This is a genomic window from Alicyclobacillus dauci (genome assembly GCF_026651605.1).
Taxonomy (GTDB): Bacteria; Bacillota; Bacilli; order Alicyclobacillales; family Alicyclobacillaceae; genus Alicyclobacillus; species Alicyclobacillus dauci.
On the sequence record NZ_CP104064.1, the window covers coordinates 122962 to 137133 of the forward strand.

General features: G+C 52.3%; 14 protein-coding genes. 12 read left to right on the forward strand and 2 right to left on the reverse strand.

The window, feature by feature from the left end; translation table 11 throughout:
- Positions 1 to 122: 122 nt before the first annotated feature.
- From NZD86_RS00570 to NZD86_RS00595, 6 genes are all read left to right on the forward strand, one after another.
- Complete coding sequence (locus NZD86_RS00570) at positions 123 to 881, forward strand: NADPH-dependent oxidoreductase (protein ID WP_268044547.1); 759 nt, start codon at positions 123 to 125, stop codon at positions 879 to 881.
- A gap of 16 nt (positions 882 to 897) precedes the next feature.
- Entirely contained in the window at positions 898 to 1422 is a 525-nt protein-coding gene (locus NZD86_RS00575) for a nitroreductase family protein (RefSeq protein WP_268044549.1), read from the forward strand.
- The gene (locus tag NZD86_RS00580) at positions 1400 to 1741 is read left to right on the forward strand and encodes a DUF6092 family protein (RefSeq protein ID WP_268044551.1); all 342 of its coding nucleotides are present in this window, start codon (positions 1400 to 1402) and stop codon (positions 1739 to 1741) included. The genes NZD86_RS00575 and NZD86_RS00580 overlap by 23 nt, the downstream gene beginning before the upstream one ends.
- 279 nt (positions 1742 to 2020) lie before the next feature.
- Positions 2021 to 2779 carry an IclR family transcriptional regulator gene (locus NZD86_RS00585; protein WP_268044552.1) on the forward strand — a complete coding sequence of 253 codons (759 nt, stop codon included), beginning with the start codon at positions 2021 to 2023 and terminating at the stop codon, positions 2777 to 2779.
- 129 nt (positions 2780 to 2908) lie between these two features.
- Positions 2909 to 3799, forward strand: coding sequence for a fumarylacetoacetate hydrolase family protein (locus tag NZD86_RS00590; protein ID WP_268044553.1), 891 nt, complete (start codon positions 2909 to 2911; stop codon positions 3797 to 3799).
- Between the two features lie 32 nt (positions 3800 to 3831).
- Positions 3832 to 4605 carry an SDR family NAD(P)-dependent oxidoreductase gene (locus NZD86_RS00595; protein ID WP_268044554.1) on the forward strand — a complete coding sequence of 258 codons (774 nt, stop codon included), beginning with the start codon at positions 3832 to 3834 and terminating at the stop codon, positions 4603 to 4605.
- A gap of 67 nt (positions 4606 to 4672) precedes the next feature.
- On the opposite strand, the gene NZD86_RS00600 is transcribed toward NZD86_RS00595, so the two are convergent.
- Positions 4673 to 5062 (reverse strand): VOC family protein, encoded by a 390-nt coding sequence (locus tag NZD86_RS00600; RefSeq protein WP_268044555.1) that lies wholly within the window; start codon positions 5060 to 5062, stop codon positions 4673 to 4675.
- Positions 5063 to 5322: 260 nt separating this feature from the next.
- Between NZD86_RS00600 and NZD86_RS00605 the strand changes: the two genes are divergently transcribed.
- The 3 genes from NZD86_RS00605 (at position 5323) to NZD86_RS00615 (ending at position 8240) form a co-directional block, all read left to right on the forward strand.
- Positions 5323 to 6234, forward strand: a complete 912-nt coding sequence (locus tag NZD86_RS00605) for a DMT family transporter (protein WP_268044556.1) — start codon at positions 5323 to 5325, stop codon at positions 6232 to 6234.
- A gap of 226 nt (positions 6235 to 6460) precedes the next feature.
- On the forward strand, positions 6461 to 7216 hold the full coding sequence (locus NZD86_RS00610; RefSeq protein WP_268044558.1) for a metal-dependent hydrolase: 756 nt from the start codon (positions 6461 to 6463) through the stop codon (positions 7214 to 7216).
- Between the two features lie 115 nt (positions 7217 to 7331).
- Positions 7332 to 8240, forward strand: coding sequence for an EcsC family protein (locus tag NZD86_RS00615; protein WP_268046742.1), 909 nt, complete (start codon positions 7332 to 7334; stop codon positions 8238 to 8240).
- Positions 8241 to 8376: 136 nt separating this feature from the next.
- On the opposite strand, the gene NZD86_RS00620 is transcribed toward NZD86_RS00615, so the two are convergent.
- On the reverse strand, positions 8377 to 8694 hold the full coding sequence (locus NZD86_RS00620; RefSeq protein WP_268044559.1) for a hypothetical protein: 318 nt from the start codon (positions 8692 to 8694) through the stop codon (positions 8377 to 8379).
- Between the two features lie 151 nt (positions 8695 to 8845).
- On the opposite strand from NZD86_RS00620, the gene NZD86_RS00625 reads away from it, so the two are divergent.
- The 3 genes from NZD86_RS00625 (at position 8846) to NZD86_RS00635 (ending at position 14163) form a co-directional block, all read left to right on the forward strand.
- Positions 8846 to 13399: an HAD-IC family P-type ATPase gene (locus NZD86_RS00625; protein ID WP_268044560.1), complete on the forward strand. Its 4554-nt coding sequence runs from the start codon at positions 8846 to 8848 to the stop codon at positions 13397 to 13399.
- A 17-nt stretch (positions 13400 to 13416) separates the two neighbouring features.
- Positions 13417 to 13659 (forward strand): hypothetical protein, encoded by a 243-nt coding sequence (locus NZD86_RS00630; RefSeq protein ID WP_268044562.1) that lies wholly within the window; start codon positions 13417 to 13419, stop codon positions 13657 to 13659.
- An 87-nt stretch (positions 13660 to 13746) separates the two neighbouring features.
- Complete coding sequence (locus NZD86_RS00635; protein WP_268044563.1) at positions 13747 to 14163, forward strand: glycine zipper domain-containing protein; 417 nt, start codon at positions 13747 to 13749, stop codon at positions 14161 to 14163.
- The last annotated feature ends 9 nt before the right edge of the window (positions 14164 to 14172 follow it).

Below are 14172 nucleotides of genomic sequence, written 5' to 3' on the forward strand. Positions count from 1 at the left end.
CTGAAAGGGGAGCCTCCAGTGTAAATAGCGGAATCATAAAAAACCGACTGACGTTAGAGGGTTTGAACCTTCCAAGTGACGTACGTAACGAGACGATTAAAGTGCTTACGTCCCACGAGTCAGTGAGGGGTTTCCAACCCCAACCGGTGGACGATGATAGGCTGACTGCCATTCTCACCGCAGCCCGAAGCGCCCCGACATCGTCCAATCTGCAAGCATACAGCATTATTGTTGTGAAGAACCGAGCCAGGAAGGAACGGTTGGCCGAGCTTTCGGGAAACCAGCAGTTCATTCAGGAGGCTCCGATATTTCTAGTAGTCTGTGCTGACATTTACCGATTGAAACATGTTACCAAGCGCCAGGGACACGTCTTCGCAGCCGAAACACTAGAGATGTTTTTGCTTGCCTCCGTTGACGCGTCCCTGTCTTTGCAGAATGCACTGGTAGCAGCTGAATCCCTAGGTCTAGCGACGGTTCCCGTCGGGTCCATCCGCAACCATCCGGATTCAGTCGCAGACGAGTTGAATCTCCCGAACGGTGTGTTTGCGTTGGCTGGCCTAGCGATTGGTTACGAACGGGCCGGCATACGGCGAGGAGTCAAACCTCGTCTTCCGATGAGTGTGACTGTACATGAAGAACAGTATGCTACGGGATCGCTCGATGAGGGATTAAAAGCATATGACACGGTAATGATTGCTCGACGCACCTACGATGGTAGAAGGGTATCCATTGCAGGGGAACCGGAGCACGAGGGGGTTGACTACGGCTGGTGTGAACATACCGCAAGGCGTTGCACGCGACCGGAGACCATTGCGGCCTCAGCCAGTCTGCGCCAGAACCTCAGAACGATTCTCGAAAAGAGAGGATTTTCGTTTCGTTAAAAATGGGGGTATTAGAATGGACGTACTAGAGGCCATCCGATCACGACGAAGTACTCGCTCGTTTGAGCCACGAGGCCTGGAGCCGGAAATCATCAACGCCATAGAAACAGCCATTACATCTAGCCCGTCGGGCAGTAATGCACAGGAATCTCATTTTGTAATCGTTCAGGACCCGGCTCAGATCCGCCGAATCAAACGATTCGCACCAGGGCTGTCTGGCGATCCAGCTGCCGTGGTCGTCTTGTGTTCCAACCGGAGGGACGCATTAGAACGCGGCGGGGCCGATACGGCAGAAGTCCTAAGATTCGTCAACATGGGGATTGCAGCGGCTTATGTTTTGTTGACGACCTTTTCATTTGGACTAGGGAACTGCCCCGTTCGTTCCTTTCACCGCGGCGCTATCAAGGAAATCGTCGGATTACCGGGGGACATCGAGCCGGAACTGTTGATCACGATGGGCTACCCCGCAGAGCCACCGCGCCTGAAGACAAGCATGCCAATGACGGAGGTAATTTCACATGACCACTTCGGACACAGGTAACGACAGGAACCAGTGCTCGACTCGAGAGGACGAACGGGAAAAGCTGCGAGATTTTGTCGCTTATACACTGACGAGCGCAAGGGGGCTATACCGTGAACCCCTCAGTTACGGGCCTATGCGGATGGTTGATGCTTTGGAAAAAGCCCTCGCGCTGATAGCGTCCTGCGGCTTGTCTGATCCCACCATGGACGCAACATTAGGGATCATACGCGAGAACCGCTGGAGGGCGGGGACTGACCCTGTCGGGTTCGCAAAGGCACTGGACGACGCCACTGTTCAACTTGTTCGGATTACGGTTGCTGACGAGGAAAACAGTTGAAGATATGACCCACACACGTGGATGCTGACAATTCGCTGATATCTCCCAATAGATGAACAAATGAATGGTGTGGAAAAGCGGCGAGCAGTACCAGAGGTCTCGCCGCTTTTTAGATTGAGCGTTACGTTATCTATTCCCAAGGCCGTGCATTTGGTTCCATTGCAAGCCGTGCCTACCCCTGTTGTTGAAAGCGCTTGATGATCTCGCTATAATTATCCTAGTCAAAATATAAAATTTGGTTTATTATACAAAACCAACTGGTTAAAGAAGGAGTGACGTATGCAAAAGTATTGGGTGCCAGCTATCGAGAGAGCACATGTAGTCCTCTCCACAATCATGAGCAGCCCGTCGCGTCTTCCACTGATCGAGCTGAGTAAACAGACAGGCATCAACAAGAGTTCCATATTCTCGTTGCTGGCGACCATGGAGAGCCTTGGTTGGGTTGTGAAGGAGGAAAACGGGACTTATGCGCTCGGACCTCAGCTTGGAATGATCAGCGCATCCTATTTCAGACAGTTCGATCTCGTCACAACATTTAAAAACGAAGCGAAAAAGGTCGCAGACCTGCTTGGGGAGACGATTCAACTTGGTAGGTTGAACGGCCAGAACGTATTGTATTTAGCTCAACAGACGAGTAAGTCGCCAATGCGGCTATCGTCAAGTCCCGGTGAGCAACTTCCTGCTTACGCGACGGCTCTTGGTAAGGCGCTGTTATCGAGCCATTCGTACTCCGAGTTGATATCCGTGTATCCGGAAGAGCAGTTGAAACCGCTGACTCCCCGTACAATTCGCACACGGGAGCACCTGTGGGAACAGCTCGAGCATATTCGGGACCAAGGTTACGCCATTGATGAGCAGGAGGCTGTGGAGGGTTTCTTCTGTGTCGCAGCGCCCATCAAAAATCACGAAAACAGGATCATTGCTGCAGTCAGTGTCACAATGTTGGAGAGTAGTTGGTCACAGAAGTTTAGCGAAGCAGCAAAGCGGATCGTTGAACTGGCCTCCCGTCTATCGAGGTATTCGGGGCTACCTTCGTGAAGTATTGGCCACTAAGACATAAAACTGAACATTCAGTTCCATTGTCTTCGAAGGTTAGTTTGAACCGTTCTGTTCGACAATCTACCGATAAATGCAGTAACGTTATACATCAGTTTGGAGGATGATCGGATGAAATTAGTGACGTTTTTCACGGAAGGTCAAGAAACGTTAGGTGTGAAACTGGAACAAGGCATTCTCTCTTTGGCTGATATAGCCCGAATTTCCAACTCCGTCGATCTCGCTTCCACACGCATAGACGAGTTCATTCGCGATGATTTGACGAAGCGGGTACAGGGGTTAATTGAACAATACCAAAGTGAACTATCCAGTCATCTGATTTCAGACGAGAACGTACAGTACGCACCGTGTGTGCCCCGTCCAGGGAAAATTATTTGCATCGGATTGAATTACCGTCAACACGCCATCGAGACAAATGCCCCTATTCCAACCATCCCCATCGTCTTCAGCAAGTTCTCGGATACGGTCGCTGCCCATCATGAACAAATACCACTGCCTAGGAAATCGACTCAAGTGGACTATGAGGCAGAACTTGGTGTGGTCATCGGAAGGCGTACGGTGGATGTCTCAAAGGAAAATGCACTCGATCACGTTTTTGGCTACTGCAATGTGAACGACTTATCCGCACGGGACCTACAAATGAGGACGCATCAGTGGTTGCTTGGCAAGACATGCGAAAAATTTGCACCGGCTGGGCCGTATCTCGTTACGGCTGACGAAGTTAGAAACCCGAATGACTTGGAAATCAAGGCTTTTGTCAACGGAGAGAAAAGGCAGGATTCAAATACGTCTGACATGATTTTTCACGTGGATGAAATTGTTTCCTATCTTTCGCAGTACATGGTTCTCGAACCTGGCGACTTGATCTTAACGGGCACACCACAGGGCGTTATTTTGGGTTATCCGGAAGACCAACGGGTCTGGTTGAAGGCTGGGGATAGCGTGACTATCGAGATCGAGAAATTGGGATCGCTGACAAACACATTTTACGACTCGATTTAAGCTGAATATCAATATAGAAAGAAGGTCGCTTTATGAGGCTGAAGAGCAAAGTGTGCCTGATTACCGGAGCCGGCAAGGGAATTGGTGCGGCAACCGCCAAAGCATTTGCCCGAGAGGGAGCTGTGGTTGAAATCGCCGAGGTCGATCTCGATTCAGCGAACTCGGTGGTGGAGGAGATCGTAGCTGCGGGTGGAACAGCGTACGCGAAGTTCGTTGACGTTTCGGACAGCGCATCGATTAATGCATGGGTAACGGAGGTTTTGGGGCGTCATCAGCGGATCGATGTCTTGTTTAACAATGCGGGTGTAAGTGCGGTCGGGCAACTGCACGAGGTGAATCGTGACTTGTGGGACAAGGTGATGTCGGTGAATGTGACCGGTGTCTACCTAGTTTCTAAGGCAGTCCTACCGGCTATGATGGAGCAGAAGCAGGGGGCCGTCATTAACATGTCTTCATGTATTGCTGAAATTGGCCTGGCCCGTCGAGCTGCCTATGCTGCGACGAAGGGGGCAATCCTGTCCATGACGAAGTCGATGCAAGTGGATTATGCGCCGTACAATATTCGTGTCAACGCGTTGCTGCCTGGTACGATATTTACACCGTTTGTCGAAGACTACCTCAAACGTTCCTATGACGATCCGTCCGCTGCAATTGAGTCGTTAAAACAACGTCAACTAGGTGGAGAACTGGGGCGCCCGGAGGATGTTGCGGAGGCGGCAGTCTATCTTGCATCGGATGAGTCGCGATATGTGATGGGTGCCGGTTTGGCCGTAGATGGCGGAGTTACTGCTGGGAAGCAGTTCTAATAGAATCGGCCGAAGCACAGCGCCACAGACGCACTGCCTGTGGCGCTTCTCTGTATTGGAAGTGGTACTAGCCATCGAGGGATTCGGCGTTCAGTTCGATGATGTTGCCGTCGGGATCGCACACGTAAATTTGCGGCCAACCTGTTTTACTGTGAGGGTTCATCTTAAAAGAAACATGATGGCTGTTGAGATGTTCAATCGTATCATGATAGCTTTTCACGCGTAGTGCAAGATGTCCGTCACGAGTATCAAGTGTGTGCTCTTGCCGCAAAGTCTGGCCAGTTGGATGAACTATCAAGTGAACTTGTTGTTCACCAATCCCAAACCACGCTCCATCGGAGTCGAGATTTGGTCGTTTGATTTCCTTTAATCCTATTACTGTCTTGTAAAACTCCCTCGCTCTTACTAGATCCGTTACAACGATGCTGACATGGTGGAACGATTGAACATTTACCATTCAGGTCATCCCCTTCAGAAGTTGATACAGGGAAACGTTGTTTAAATATACGGGTTGACCGGTTGCGGTATGCGGGGGGAAGTGGTCGGGTGCTCAGTAACCACCTGGGGGAGTCTCGGAGGGAACTTGGGGCGTTGGTATTCATAATAGAATGAACGCCAAGTACCATGTAATTTAAATGCATAAAATACACCATTTCCTTTATTGTTTCGTAAAGCGTAATATATGCTGGTATATAAATACAAGGAGATGGATTAGGTTTGGAAGGAATATCGCGAACGCGAGCAGCTCTTCTGATTACGTTTCTCGTTATCATGTGGGGAGTAAATTGGCCCCTAACGAAAATCGCTCTTCAGTACACACCCCCAATACTATTTGCAGGTATTAGAACCGTTTTAGGCGGTCTTCTTCTTTTGATTGTCGCAATCCCCAGACGGCATCTTCTGCGGTTCAAACAAACTTGGCATATATACGTGATTTCTTCCCTATTGAACATCGTCTTGTATTATGGACTTCAGACCGTGGGCCTGAAATACTTGCCGGCTGGCTTATTCTCCGTCATCGTTTTCCTTCAACCGGTGCTGCTTGGGATTTTATCCTGGGCGTGGCTCGGTGAATCCATGTATGGCCTGAAAGTAGCGGGACTGGTTCTTGGTTTTGCGGGTGTCGCTGTGATCAGCGGAGGTAGTTTGTCCGGTCACCTATCAGTCGTTGGCGTCTTGCTCGCACTCGGCAGTGCTGTGGCCTGGGCGCTGGGTACGGCATACGTAAAGAAAACAAGTGAAACGGTGGACTCCATTTGGTTGGTTACGGTTCAATTGATCATTGGCGGGCTTGCCATGACTGCACTTGGGTCAGGTGTCGAAAGTTGGTCCAGCATTGTATGGAACGTTCCGTTCATCTCAATTCTTGCATTTATTGCCGTATTCGTCATCGCGGCAGGGTGGTTGGTTTTCTTTATTCTCATCGGTTCAGGAGAGGCGAGCAAAGTGGCTTCTTATACGTTCCTTATTCCTCTTATTTCTATCTTGATCGGAACGATATTCTTGCATGAGCCATTTACCATGTACTTGTTGGCCGGATTGGTTCTCATTGTCGTCAGTATCTACTTTGTCAATCGACCAAGAAAGATGTCTTCTTTATATGATCCACAAGTAGAGTCCTCGCTCTAAACTCTAGAAAGTACAGTCGTTCCACGTTCTCTTGTGAGTCGAGGAGCGACTGTCTTTTTATGTGGTGAGAAAACACCACGGAAAAACTTTTCCTACCCGTTTTTCTTAGTTAAGCACCAAAGGCCCCCATAAAGTCCCTGTCGATCCCGATTGTTATCAAAGCTACCCCGTTTATCTGACTGTAGCCCGAGAAATGACCATTTCTTTAAACCTTGGAGGTAGCACGATGCTCGGTAGAACGCATATGGCAATCGGCTTGTTTGCAGCAGCCATATCTGCTCCAGTGATGTACCACGTACCACATGGAATGATCGGGTTCACGGATGTGTCCCGGATTTCACTCTCGAACAGCCTAACAAAGGAAGTTGCATATATAACGGCTGCGGCTGTAGGAAGTCTCCTGCCAGATCTGGACCAGCAAGATTCGAAAGCAGCCCGTCGTATTGAACGCGTTGGGCAAATAGCGGCCGTTGTTGCTATCATCGTCCTGTTATTCGTGATGAAGCTCACCATGTCCCCTATCGCCTGGCTATGCGTGGCTGGTTTAGCGTGTGCAGTTCTGACCGAACGGAATCTTTCCCGGAGGATAGGACTGGGTCTCATGATTGCAGGGTTGTTATACCTCGCTTTCACCCACCGTGTTCCTCAGACCGGAGCGATTCTATTAGGCTTATGGGGAATCGGTGCAATGTTTACCAAACATCGGACATTTACGCACAGTGTTTTGGGCACGCTTGTATTTCTATGGGGGATGCATGTTGCCGTCGGTTCCCTGTATGGGGGCGTGGCTTTTGTTGGCCTTAGCATCGGGTACGTCTTGCACATCTGCGCGGATTTCGTTGCGGACGGCACTGTGCTGCTGTGGCCATTTTCACACCGGATCGGCTTGCCGTTTGTGAAAACTGGAGGTAGGATTGACCAACTGATTGGTGCAACTGCGACTGTTCTGTTTGTCGTGAGTCTCGTTCGAGGCGGTCTGTAATGGCTTAGGAAACTCTCTATTATTACCCAGTGATCTAGTCCAAAGGGTGGCCTACAATGAACGTAGAGTTCTTCGGTATATACGTTTACTAGCAAAAGGGGGAATAGCGTTGTTAATGGTCGAGTTGATGTCCATGTCGGACGAGCATGTCGAATCACTTAGACGAGCCGTTAAACAGTTGGAGTTTCCGACGTTTGCGGATAAGGCGACGTCCCTGGTTGGTAAACCCGTTGAAATGACTATGAAGGCTCTACCGGGTAAATATCAGCGAAGGATATCGGCGTTCGTTCACCGGGCTATCGATCGATGCTTCGATTGGGTTTTGCTCACCGTTGATACGTCAAAGCAAACAACCACGTCTTCCGATATGGCTCATAAGTTCGTGGCCACCGGAATGGGGGCGGTTACGGGCTTTGTGGGCGGTGCGGCATTTCTCGCGGAATTGCCGCTAACGACAGGCGTGTTGCTGCGGACCATTGCGGATATCGCACGCAGCGAAGGAGAAGATCTGTCCACCTTGGATGCGCGTCTAGCGTGCGTCGGGGTATTTGCACTGGATACGACGAGCGTTCGCGGCGACCATTCAGGTCTAAGTGCTTATCGAATGGTCCGGCAAAGTCTTTCCAATCTCGTGGCAGATGCGTCAACTCAGTTGGCTCAAGGTATGGCACAAGCAGCGGCAGCGCAAACGATGACGGCTGTGTCCGCACAGGCGAGCGCAGAAGTCGCGGCCACTGTAACGCCGAATATCGCTTCTGCAGAAAGTGCTCCGGTACTCGTTCGCCTCATCAACGAAATTGCCGCGCGGTTTGGTGTGACTGTCTCGGAACGCGTGGCGGCGGGGATTATTCCCGTGATCGGGGCTGTTGGCGGAGCTGCAGTCAACTTTGCGTTTACGGATCATTTTCAGCGGATCGCACATGGGCACTTCATAGTAAGGCGCCTTGAACGAATTTATGGTCGCGGCCTCGTGGCGGATGAATACGAGAAGATTCGGACTGAATTGCGATCCCAACGGAAATAAGCGCGTCGCATTGTATTGCGAAGTCTCGATTTTGTGCAATGCTATCAGAACGTTACAAAGGTATTGTAAGCTAATCCGTTTCAATAAAAGGTGTACTGCAGTTGGCGCAGATGCTCTAGATCATCGCGCCAATATTTTACATATAATGGGTAGCGTCTAAGGCATCCTGAGATTGCTGAGGCGTTTCGGTCGCACTCGATTCATGCCGGTCTGCTTCCAGTTCGGTCTTCGCAGGTGTCGTGGAGCTTACCTTCGTTGTGTCTGTCTCTGATTCGCTCTGTTGTTTCAGTATTGCGGGAGCGATCACGCTCAACTGCTCAATCATTTCCATTAGATTCGCGACGCCTTTGACCACCAGTTGACGACATTTCCGGCGTGCGTCCGGAGATAGTGCCAGCACAACGATGGCAATGGCGATCGCGATGCCTACTCGCGAACTCATCTTTTTGGGCATGATCATCCCTTCTTTCCCATCCTCCTTTCATATGTCGACGGTTTTCCACACTTTTATACCTGTCTGCTGTATAAACCTAAACCCGTTCGAGGATCTCGTACTCGCATATCCTGGAAACTCACGGCACATAGTACACTTTATCTTGTTTTGTGTGGGTGAGGTTGTGGGAATGGAAGTGGAGGTTGTACACCGTCTACCTGGCCGAATTCGGGTAGCCATACACCTGATGAAGAACCGCGCGTTACTCGCTTATCAGTTGGAGCACAAAGTTGCTCACGTTGACGGGGTGATTCGTGCGCAGTTTAATCCGGATACGGGTCGTGCACTTGTTCAGTTTGACGAAGACCAAGTGAGTGAGGTAGAACTGCTAGCGCAGATGACCTCATGGGTACAGCAGTCTGCCCACCGCGAAGTCCACGGGGACGCTGTTGCTGCGACGATCGAATCTGAGGTCACGAAAACACAGCAATCAGTGGCGACGGACAAATTATCGCGTGATTCATCCCCGAGGAACCCATACCTTCTACCGGCGCTGGCCTCGGGCACGCTTCTAGCTGGACTCGCCATCAAACGTCTCGCGATGGGAAGAGGTGTGTTGACCGGTTCACCACTGACGTTTTGGGCTGCAGCGGGCTTATCCGTTGCGGCTGGTTATCCCGCGCTGCGCCGTGGCCTCGAAGGACTCATGACAAACAAACGGATCCGTCATCCAGACATATGGGTTGGATTGGCAACGATGAGTACGGTGGCCATGCGCGAAAATTTGGTGGCACTCGCGGTGGTCACCGCACTCAACGTCGCGATGTATCGTCGGCACAAAAAAGTTGCCGCGGCAGAGGACACACGGCTCCCATCGGAACTGGACAGGTACAGTGCACGAATGAGTCGTGCGAGTATGGTGTTGACCCCGCTGACCCTTCTGTTGACGCGCAGTCCCATTCGATCGATAGGGGTTGCCCTTGGCCTGAATCCACGTCCTGCCATTGCGTCGCACACATATCGTTGGGCCGAGGCGGAACGGGAAGCACAGGAGAAGCATCTCCTCATACCGACAAACTGCGGTTTGTCGGCGTTGGCCGAAGTAAAAGAGATTGTTCTGTCCCACGAAAACCTGATATTTGAAGACCGTCCCACGTGGAAAGTGGAATCATTCGACAACGGCTTAAGCGGCCGAGAGATTGTCAGGGTCGCCGCATCGTTGTTGCAGAATTGTGATCATCCGTGGCGAGATTGGTTCGTGGAAGAAAATGAACGGGCTGAGCAAACACTTGATCCTGTATTTGATATCGAGTGCTCGCTGGACGGGACATATGGACATGTAAATGGTGTGGAGACACAGTTAGGCACGCCGACGTTTATCACGACGTTTGGCATTGATGACACCCCTGTCCTTGAAACCGTAGAACGGTTCGAGAAGGACGGCTTTACAGCTCGAGTCCTCGCACAAGAGGGGAAAATTCTAGCCGTAGTCGGGTGCAAAAGCGTGCTTCGGGACGCGTGGGCAGACCAAATTGGGACGTGGAACGGGCTCGGCTACCGCGTACGGATATTGGAGCCCTTTTGCTCTGATCTAGGTACCATCGAGACGGTCACACGATCCGACCTCACAGATGAACTCGACAGTGGAAAACGCATCATTTTTGTTGGCGATGAGGGAATGACTCACGCAGGAGCCATTTGCTTTGGCCGCGACGATTTTCATCGTTTGCCGGAAACATTGTCTTTTTGCCGCCAGCGGGCGGCGGGGACGAAGCGAGACTTGCGCATCGCGAAAGGGTGGAACTGGCTAGGTGCAGGGGCGGCCATGTTATCACCGTGGATGACGCCCCTGGTTGCACTGACAGGTGATGTCGTCTCCATGTTTCTCATCGCGTCTCAACGTTGGGGCTTCCGCAGAGCGAAACTGGGCAACGTGAATGATGATGACGTGGCAGCCAAGTTACGTGGTGGAGGAGGCGCACCACATTCCGGACATATGAATCACTGGCATGTTCAAGAGTTGTCGGCCCTGTTCCATCAGTTGCGATCCGCTGAAAATGGACTGAGTACGAATGAGGCCCTCAGCCGCTTGAAGAGGTGGGGCGCCAATCAATTGGCTGCACCAAAGCCTCCGAACACATGGCGCCTATTCGCCGGTCAGTTCAAAGAGTTGTCCACCATCATCTTGATTGCTACGGCTGCCTTGTCGTTCTTCATGGGTGAGCCGTTCAGCGCGGCTTGTATGCTGGTCATTCTTATCATCAATGCGGCGATTGCCACTTGGCAGGAGCAGAAATCATTGGCCGTCATTCAAGATTTGAAAGTCGAGAAAGATGCGACGACGTGTGTGGTGCGAGACGGCGTCGAGCAAGTGGTCCCAGTTCAAGAACTCGTCCCTGGGGACGTCGTTGTACTGAAACCGGGTGACAAGGTTCCGGCGGACATGCGTGTGATTGAGGCTTGGAATCTGCAAGTGATCGAGGCCATGTTGACTGGCGAGTCCGTACCCGTCAGTAAGCGGGCGTGTGAGATGCCGGAGGATACGCCGCTGGCGGATCGGGAGAATTTGCTGTACATGGGTACGGCTGTTACGCGTGGCCGATGTAAGGCGCTCGTTGTCGCCACAGGCTCCTCCACGCAGATGGGTGCACTGGAGCATCTGTTGCTCCAGCAGGCTGACGCCCCGACGTTTTTACAGTCGCGTGTCACGCAAATCAGCAAGCGATTCGTCATCGGGGCATTTATGGCTTCCGCGGCCGTAACCATCGCCGGACTTCTTCGCGGCATGCCAGCCGGCTCACTTCTCATCTCCTCGATCACGCTCGCCGCATCAGCCATTCCGGAAGGGTTGCCACTCACCATCACGGTGGCGTTAACAGCGGGCGTTCGACAGATGTCCAAACGCCGTGCGGTGGTGAAAAAGCTGGCCAACTTGGAATCCTTGGGGCGCGTCACGGTCATTTGCTGTGATAAGACGGGGACGTTGACGAGGAATGAGATGACGGTCATGGAAGCGGCAACGGTGGGGCGACGCGTTCGCATTGAGGAAGGCGACGTTGATCCAACCGAAGGGTATTTTCGTGAAGATGGCGGATCGAATGATGCTGTTGACGTGCTGAATGACGCCGACTTGCGGGAGCTCATGACAATCGGAATGCTCTGCAACAATGCTCACCTCGACGATGCTGAACATGTCACTGGCGATCCGACAGAGCGAGCACTCTTGACAGTCGCTTCCAAGGCCAATTTGAGTCACGAGACGTGGAAACGACACTTGGAGATCCCGTTTGATTCTGCCACGCGAAGTATGAGCGTTGTCTGCGAGGAGAACGAACAGGCGAACGTCGTGTGCGAGGACAAAGAGCCAGCGAGAAACTGTCGGGTGTTCTCCAAAGGGGCGGTGGAAACCATCGTGGGGAAATGCACGCATTATCAGCTCGACGGTGAAGTTCATCCCCTGACGGAGGAGATTGTGGAACAAATTCGACTGGAGAGTCTTCGGATGGCGGACAGTGCCTTGCGCGTGTTGGCGTTCGCGTACCGGCCGGTGGAGGAGCATGAAACCCCATCCGAGGCAACCGATACAGATCTGATTTACGTAGGTCTCATGGGCATGATGGATCCCCCAAAGGACGGCGTCGCCCAAAGCATCGATGAGGCAAGGCACCTCGGTGTTCGATCCGTCATGATCACCGGCGATCATCCCCTCACAGCCCGCGCCATTGGTCGCCAGCTGGGCATTTTTCGGCCGGGTGACCGGATCTTAACTGGACAAGAGATAGACGAACTGTCCCAAGCGCAGTTTGATCAGCTCATCGCGCAGACGACGATATTCGCTCGTGTGTCTCCAGAGCACAAGCTGCGGATAGTGGAAGCTTACCAGCGGATCGGAGAAGTGGTGGCCATGACTGGGGACGGCGTAAACGATGCGCCGGCCATCCGACGTGCTGACGTGGGAATCGCAATGGGTTTGAACGGATCGGACATTGCGAAGGGGACGGCGGGGGTCGTCCTCTTGGAAGACCACTTTCACTCAATTGTCGACGGTGTCAAGGGTGGGCGGTCTATCATCGGAAACATCCGAAAAGCGATGGGATGTCTGTTGGCTGGCAATTTGGCTGAAGTGCTGGTCACGGCCGTATCTATCATCATTGGCCTACCCGTGCCGCTCATTCCACTGCAGATTTTGCTCATGAACATCCTCACGGATGCGGTGCCGGCAATGGTGTTGGCGACGGGATCGCAGGAGGATGTAGCGGAAAATCCATACAAGGACGTCATTGACAAGAACTTGTACCGCACTGTGGTCCTTCGGGGGTGCGTTCTGGGCCTTGGTGCCGTCGCGGTTTTCGCCACTGGTCTATCCATGGGCTTGTCCGTTCCGCTGGCACAAACGATGACTTACGCGTCACTCGTTTTGGGACAGCTTATGCAGTTGCCCGCTTGGAGAACGTACGGGTCCGCGCAAAGAGGAATCTTACAGAAAGACAAAGTCCTGTTGGTCGCGACCTGCGGTTCGCTGTTGACTTTGATTGCAACCATCTACTTGCCAGGGCTCACGCACGTCTTCGCGACCGTGCCCCTCGGCCTCAGGCACTGGGCCGTGGTCTTAGCAGTGACGAGTGGGTTGGCGTGGTTTTCTCAACGATGGAATACGAAGTTTTCAGGCGAACGTGTTGAGATGAAGCCCACAAGATGGATCCCTCTTGTTGCCCCGTCGATGTGAGTTGGAGGGATAACGACATGAAACTGACCCCGGAGCACGTACTGACGAGCATTGGGTTGACACTCGCGGCGACGATGGTCGTTCCCATTGCCAAGCGCATGAAGGAACCAGGGCTTCATCGGGGACGCATCGCGGCGTCCCTCGTGGGCATCGAAATGCGGAAGCGGTTAGCATACGTAAGCGAAGAGATAGAGGACTTTGTCGCCGAAGTTCAGTACGAGCGTCGTCGGATCCAGCAGAACCGAAACGGCGCGACTTGATCCTTTGGATTCGTCTTGCATTCACGAACGTTATGAGGATATTCGGGAGCTCAATGGGTAAACTAGCAAAAATTTTTGAGGAAGGTGATGGCGATGTTTGAGAAGGTATGGGAAAACATGTTCGAGGGTGGATCGTTGTGGGCGGGCGTCATCAATGGCGGGTTAGCTCAAGTTCAAGACACCGTGGCGCTGACAAGCGGCCGCATGAAGGCAGACGACTACGCAGTACGATCCACCAGGAACGTGACGACGGCCCTTGGCACCATGGCTGGGGTGGAGTACGGTGCCGTTCTCGGGTCCGCCGTATTGCCTGGTGTGGGAACCATTATAGGGTCCATCGTCGGCGGCATTGTGGGGGACCAGGTCGGCACGTTTGCTGGAAGTCAGGCCGGGAATATGCTGTTTAAGCGAACCCGCAACTATGAGAGCCCTAAGCAGGTCAAAGAGCTTACTATGTCATCATCAGATGCTTCGCAGACAGACGAGGTCTCAACGGTTCAGTAGTTTGGGTGT

Bases quoted from the DNA above. Each gene is read 5' to 3' on its own strand.
- NZD86_RS00615 (WP_268046742.1), top strand. From the start codon at position 7,332: ATGGTCGAGTTGATGTCCATGTCGGACGAGCATGTCGAATCACTTAGA.
- NZD86_RS00630 (WP_268044562.1), top strand. From the start codon at position 13,417: ATGAAACTGACCCCGGAGCACGTACTGACGAGCATTGGGTTGACACTC.
- NZD86_RS00580 (WP_268044551.1), top strand. From the start codon at position 1,400: ATGACCACTTCGGACACAGGTAACGACAGGAACCAGTGCTCGACTCGA.
- NZD86_RS00590 (WP_268044553.1), top strand. From the start codon at position 2,909: ATGAAATTAGTGACGTTTTTCACGGAAGGTCAAGAAACGTTAGGTGTG.
- NZD86_RS00600 (WP_268044555.1), bottom strand. From the start codon at position 5,062: ATGGTAAATGTTCAATCGTTCCACCATGTCAGCATCGTTGTAACGGAT.
- NZD86_RS00620 (WP_268044559.1), bottom strand. From the start codon at position 8,694: ATGCCCAAAAAGATGAGTTCGCGAGTAGGCATCGCGATCGCCATTGCC.
- NZD86_RS00575 (WP_268044549.1), top strand. From the start codon at position 898: ATGGACGTACTAGAGGCCATCCGATCACGACGAAGTACTCGCTCGTTT.
- NZD86_RS00635 (WP_268044563.1), top strand. From the start codon at position 13,747: ATGGCGATGTTTGAGAAGGTATGGGAAAACATGTTCGAGGGTGGATCG.
- NZD86_RS00610 (WP_268044558.1), top strand. From the start codon at position 6,461: ATGCTCGGTAGAACGCATATGGCAATCGGCTTGTTTGCAGCAGCCATA.
- NZD86_RS00595 (WP_268044554.1), top strand. From the start codon at position 3,832: ATGAGGCTGAAGAGCAAAGTGTGCCTGATTACCGGAGCCGGCAAGGGA.
- NZD86_RS00585 (WP_268044552.1), top strand. From the start codon at position 2,021: ATGCAAAAGTATTGGGTGCCAGCTATCGAGAGAGCACATGTAGTCCTC.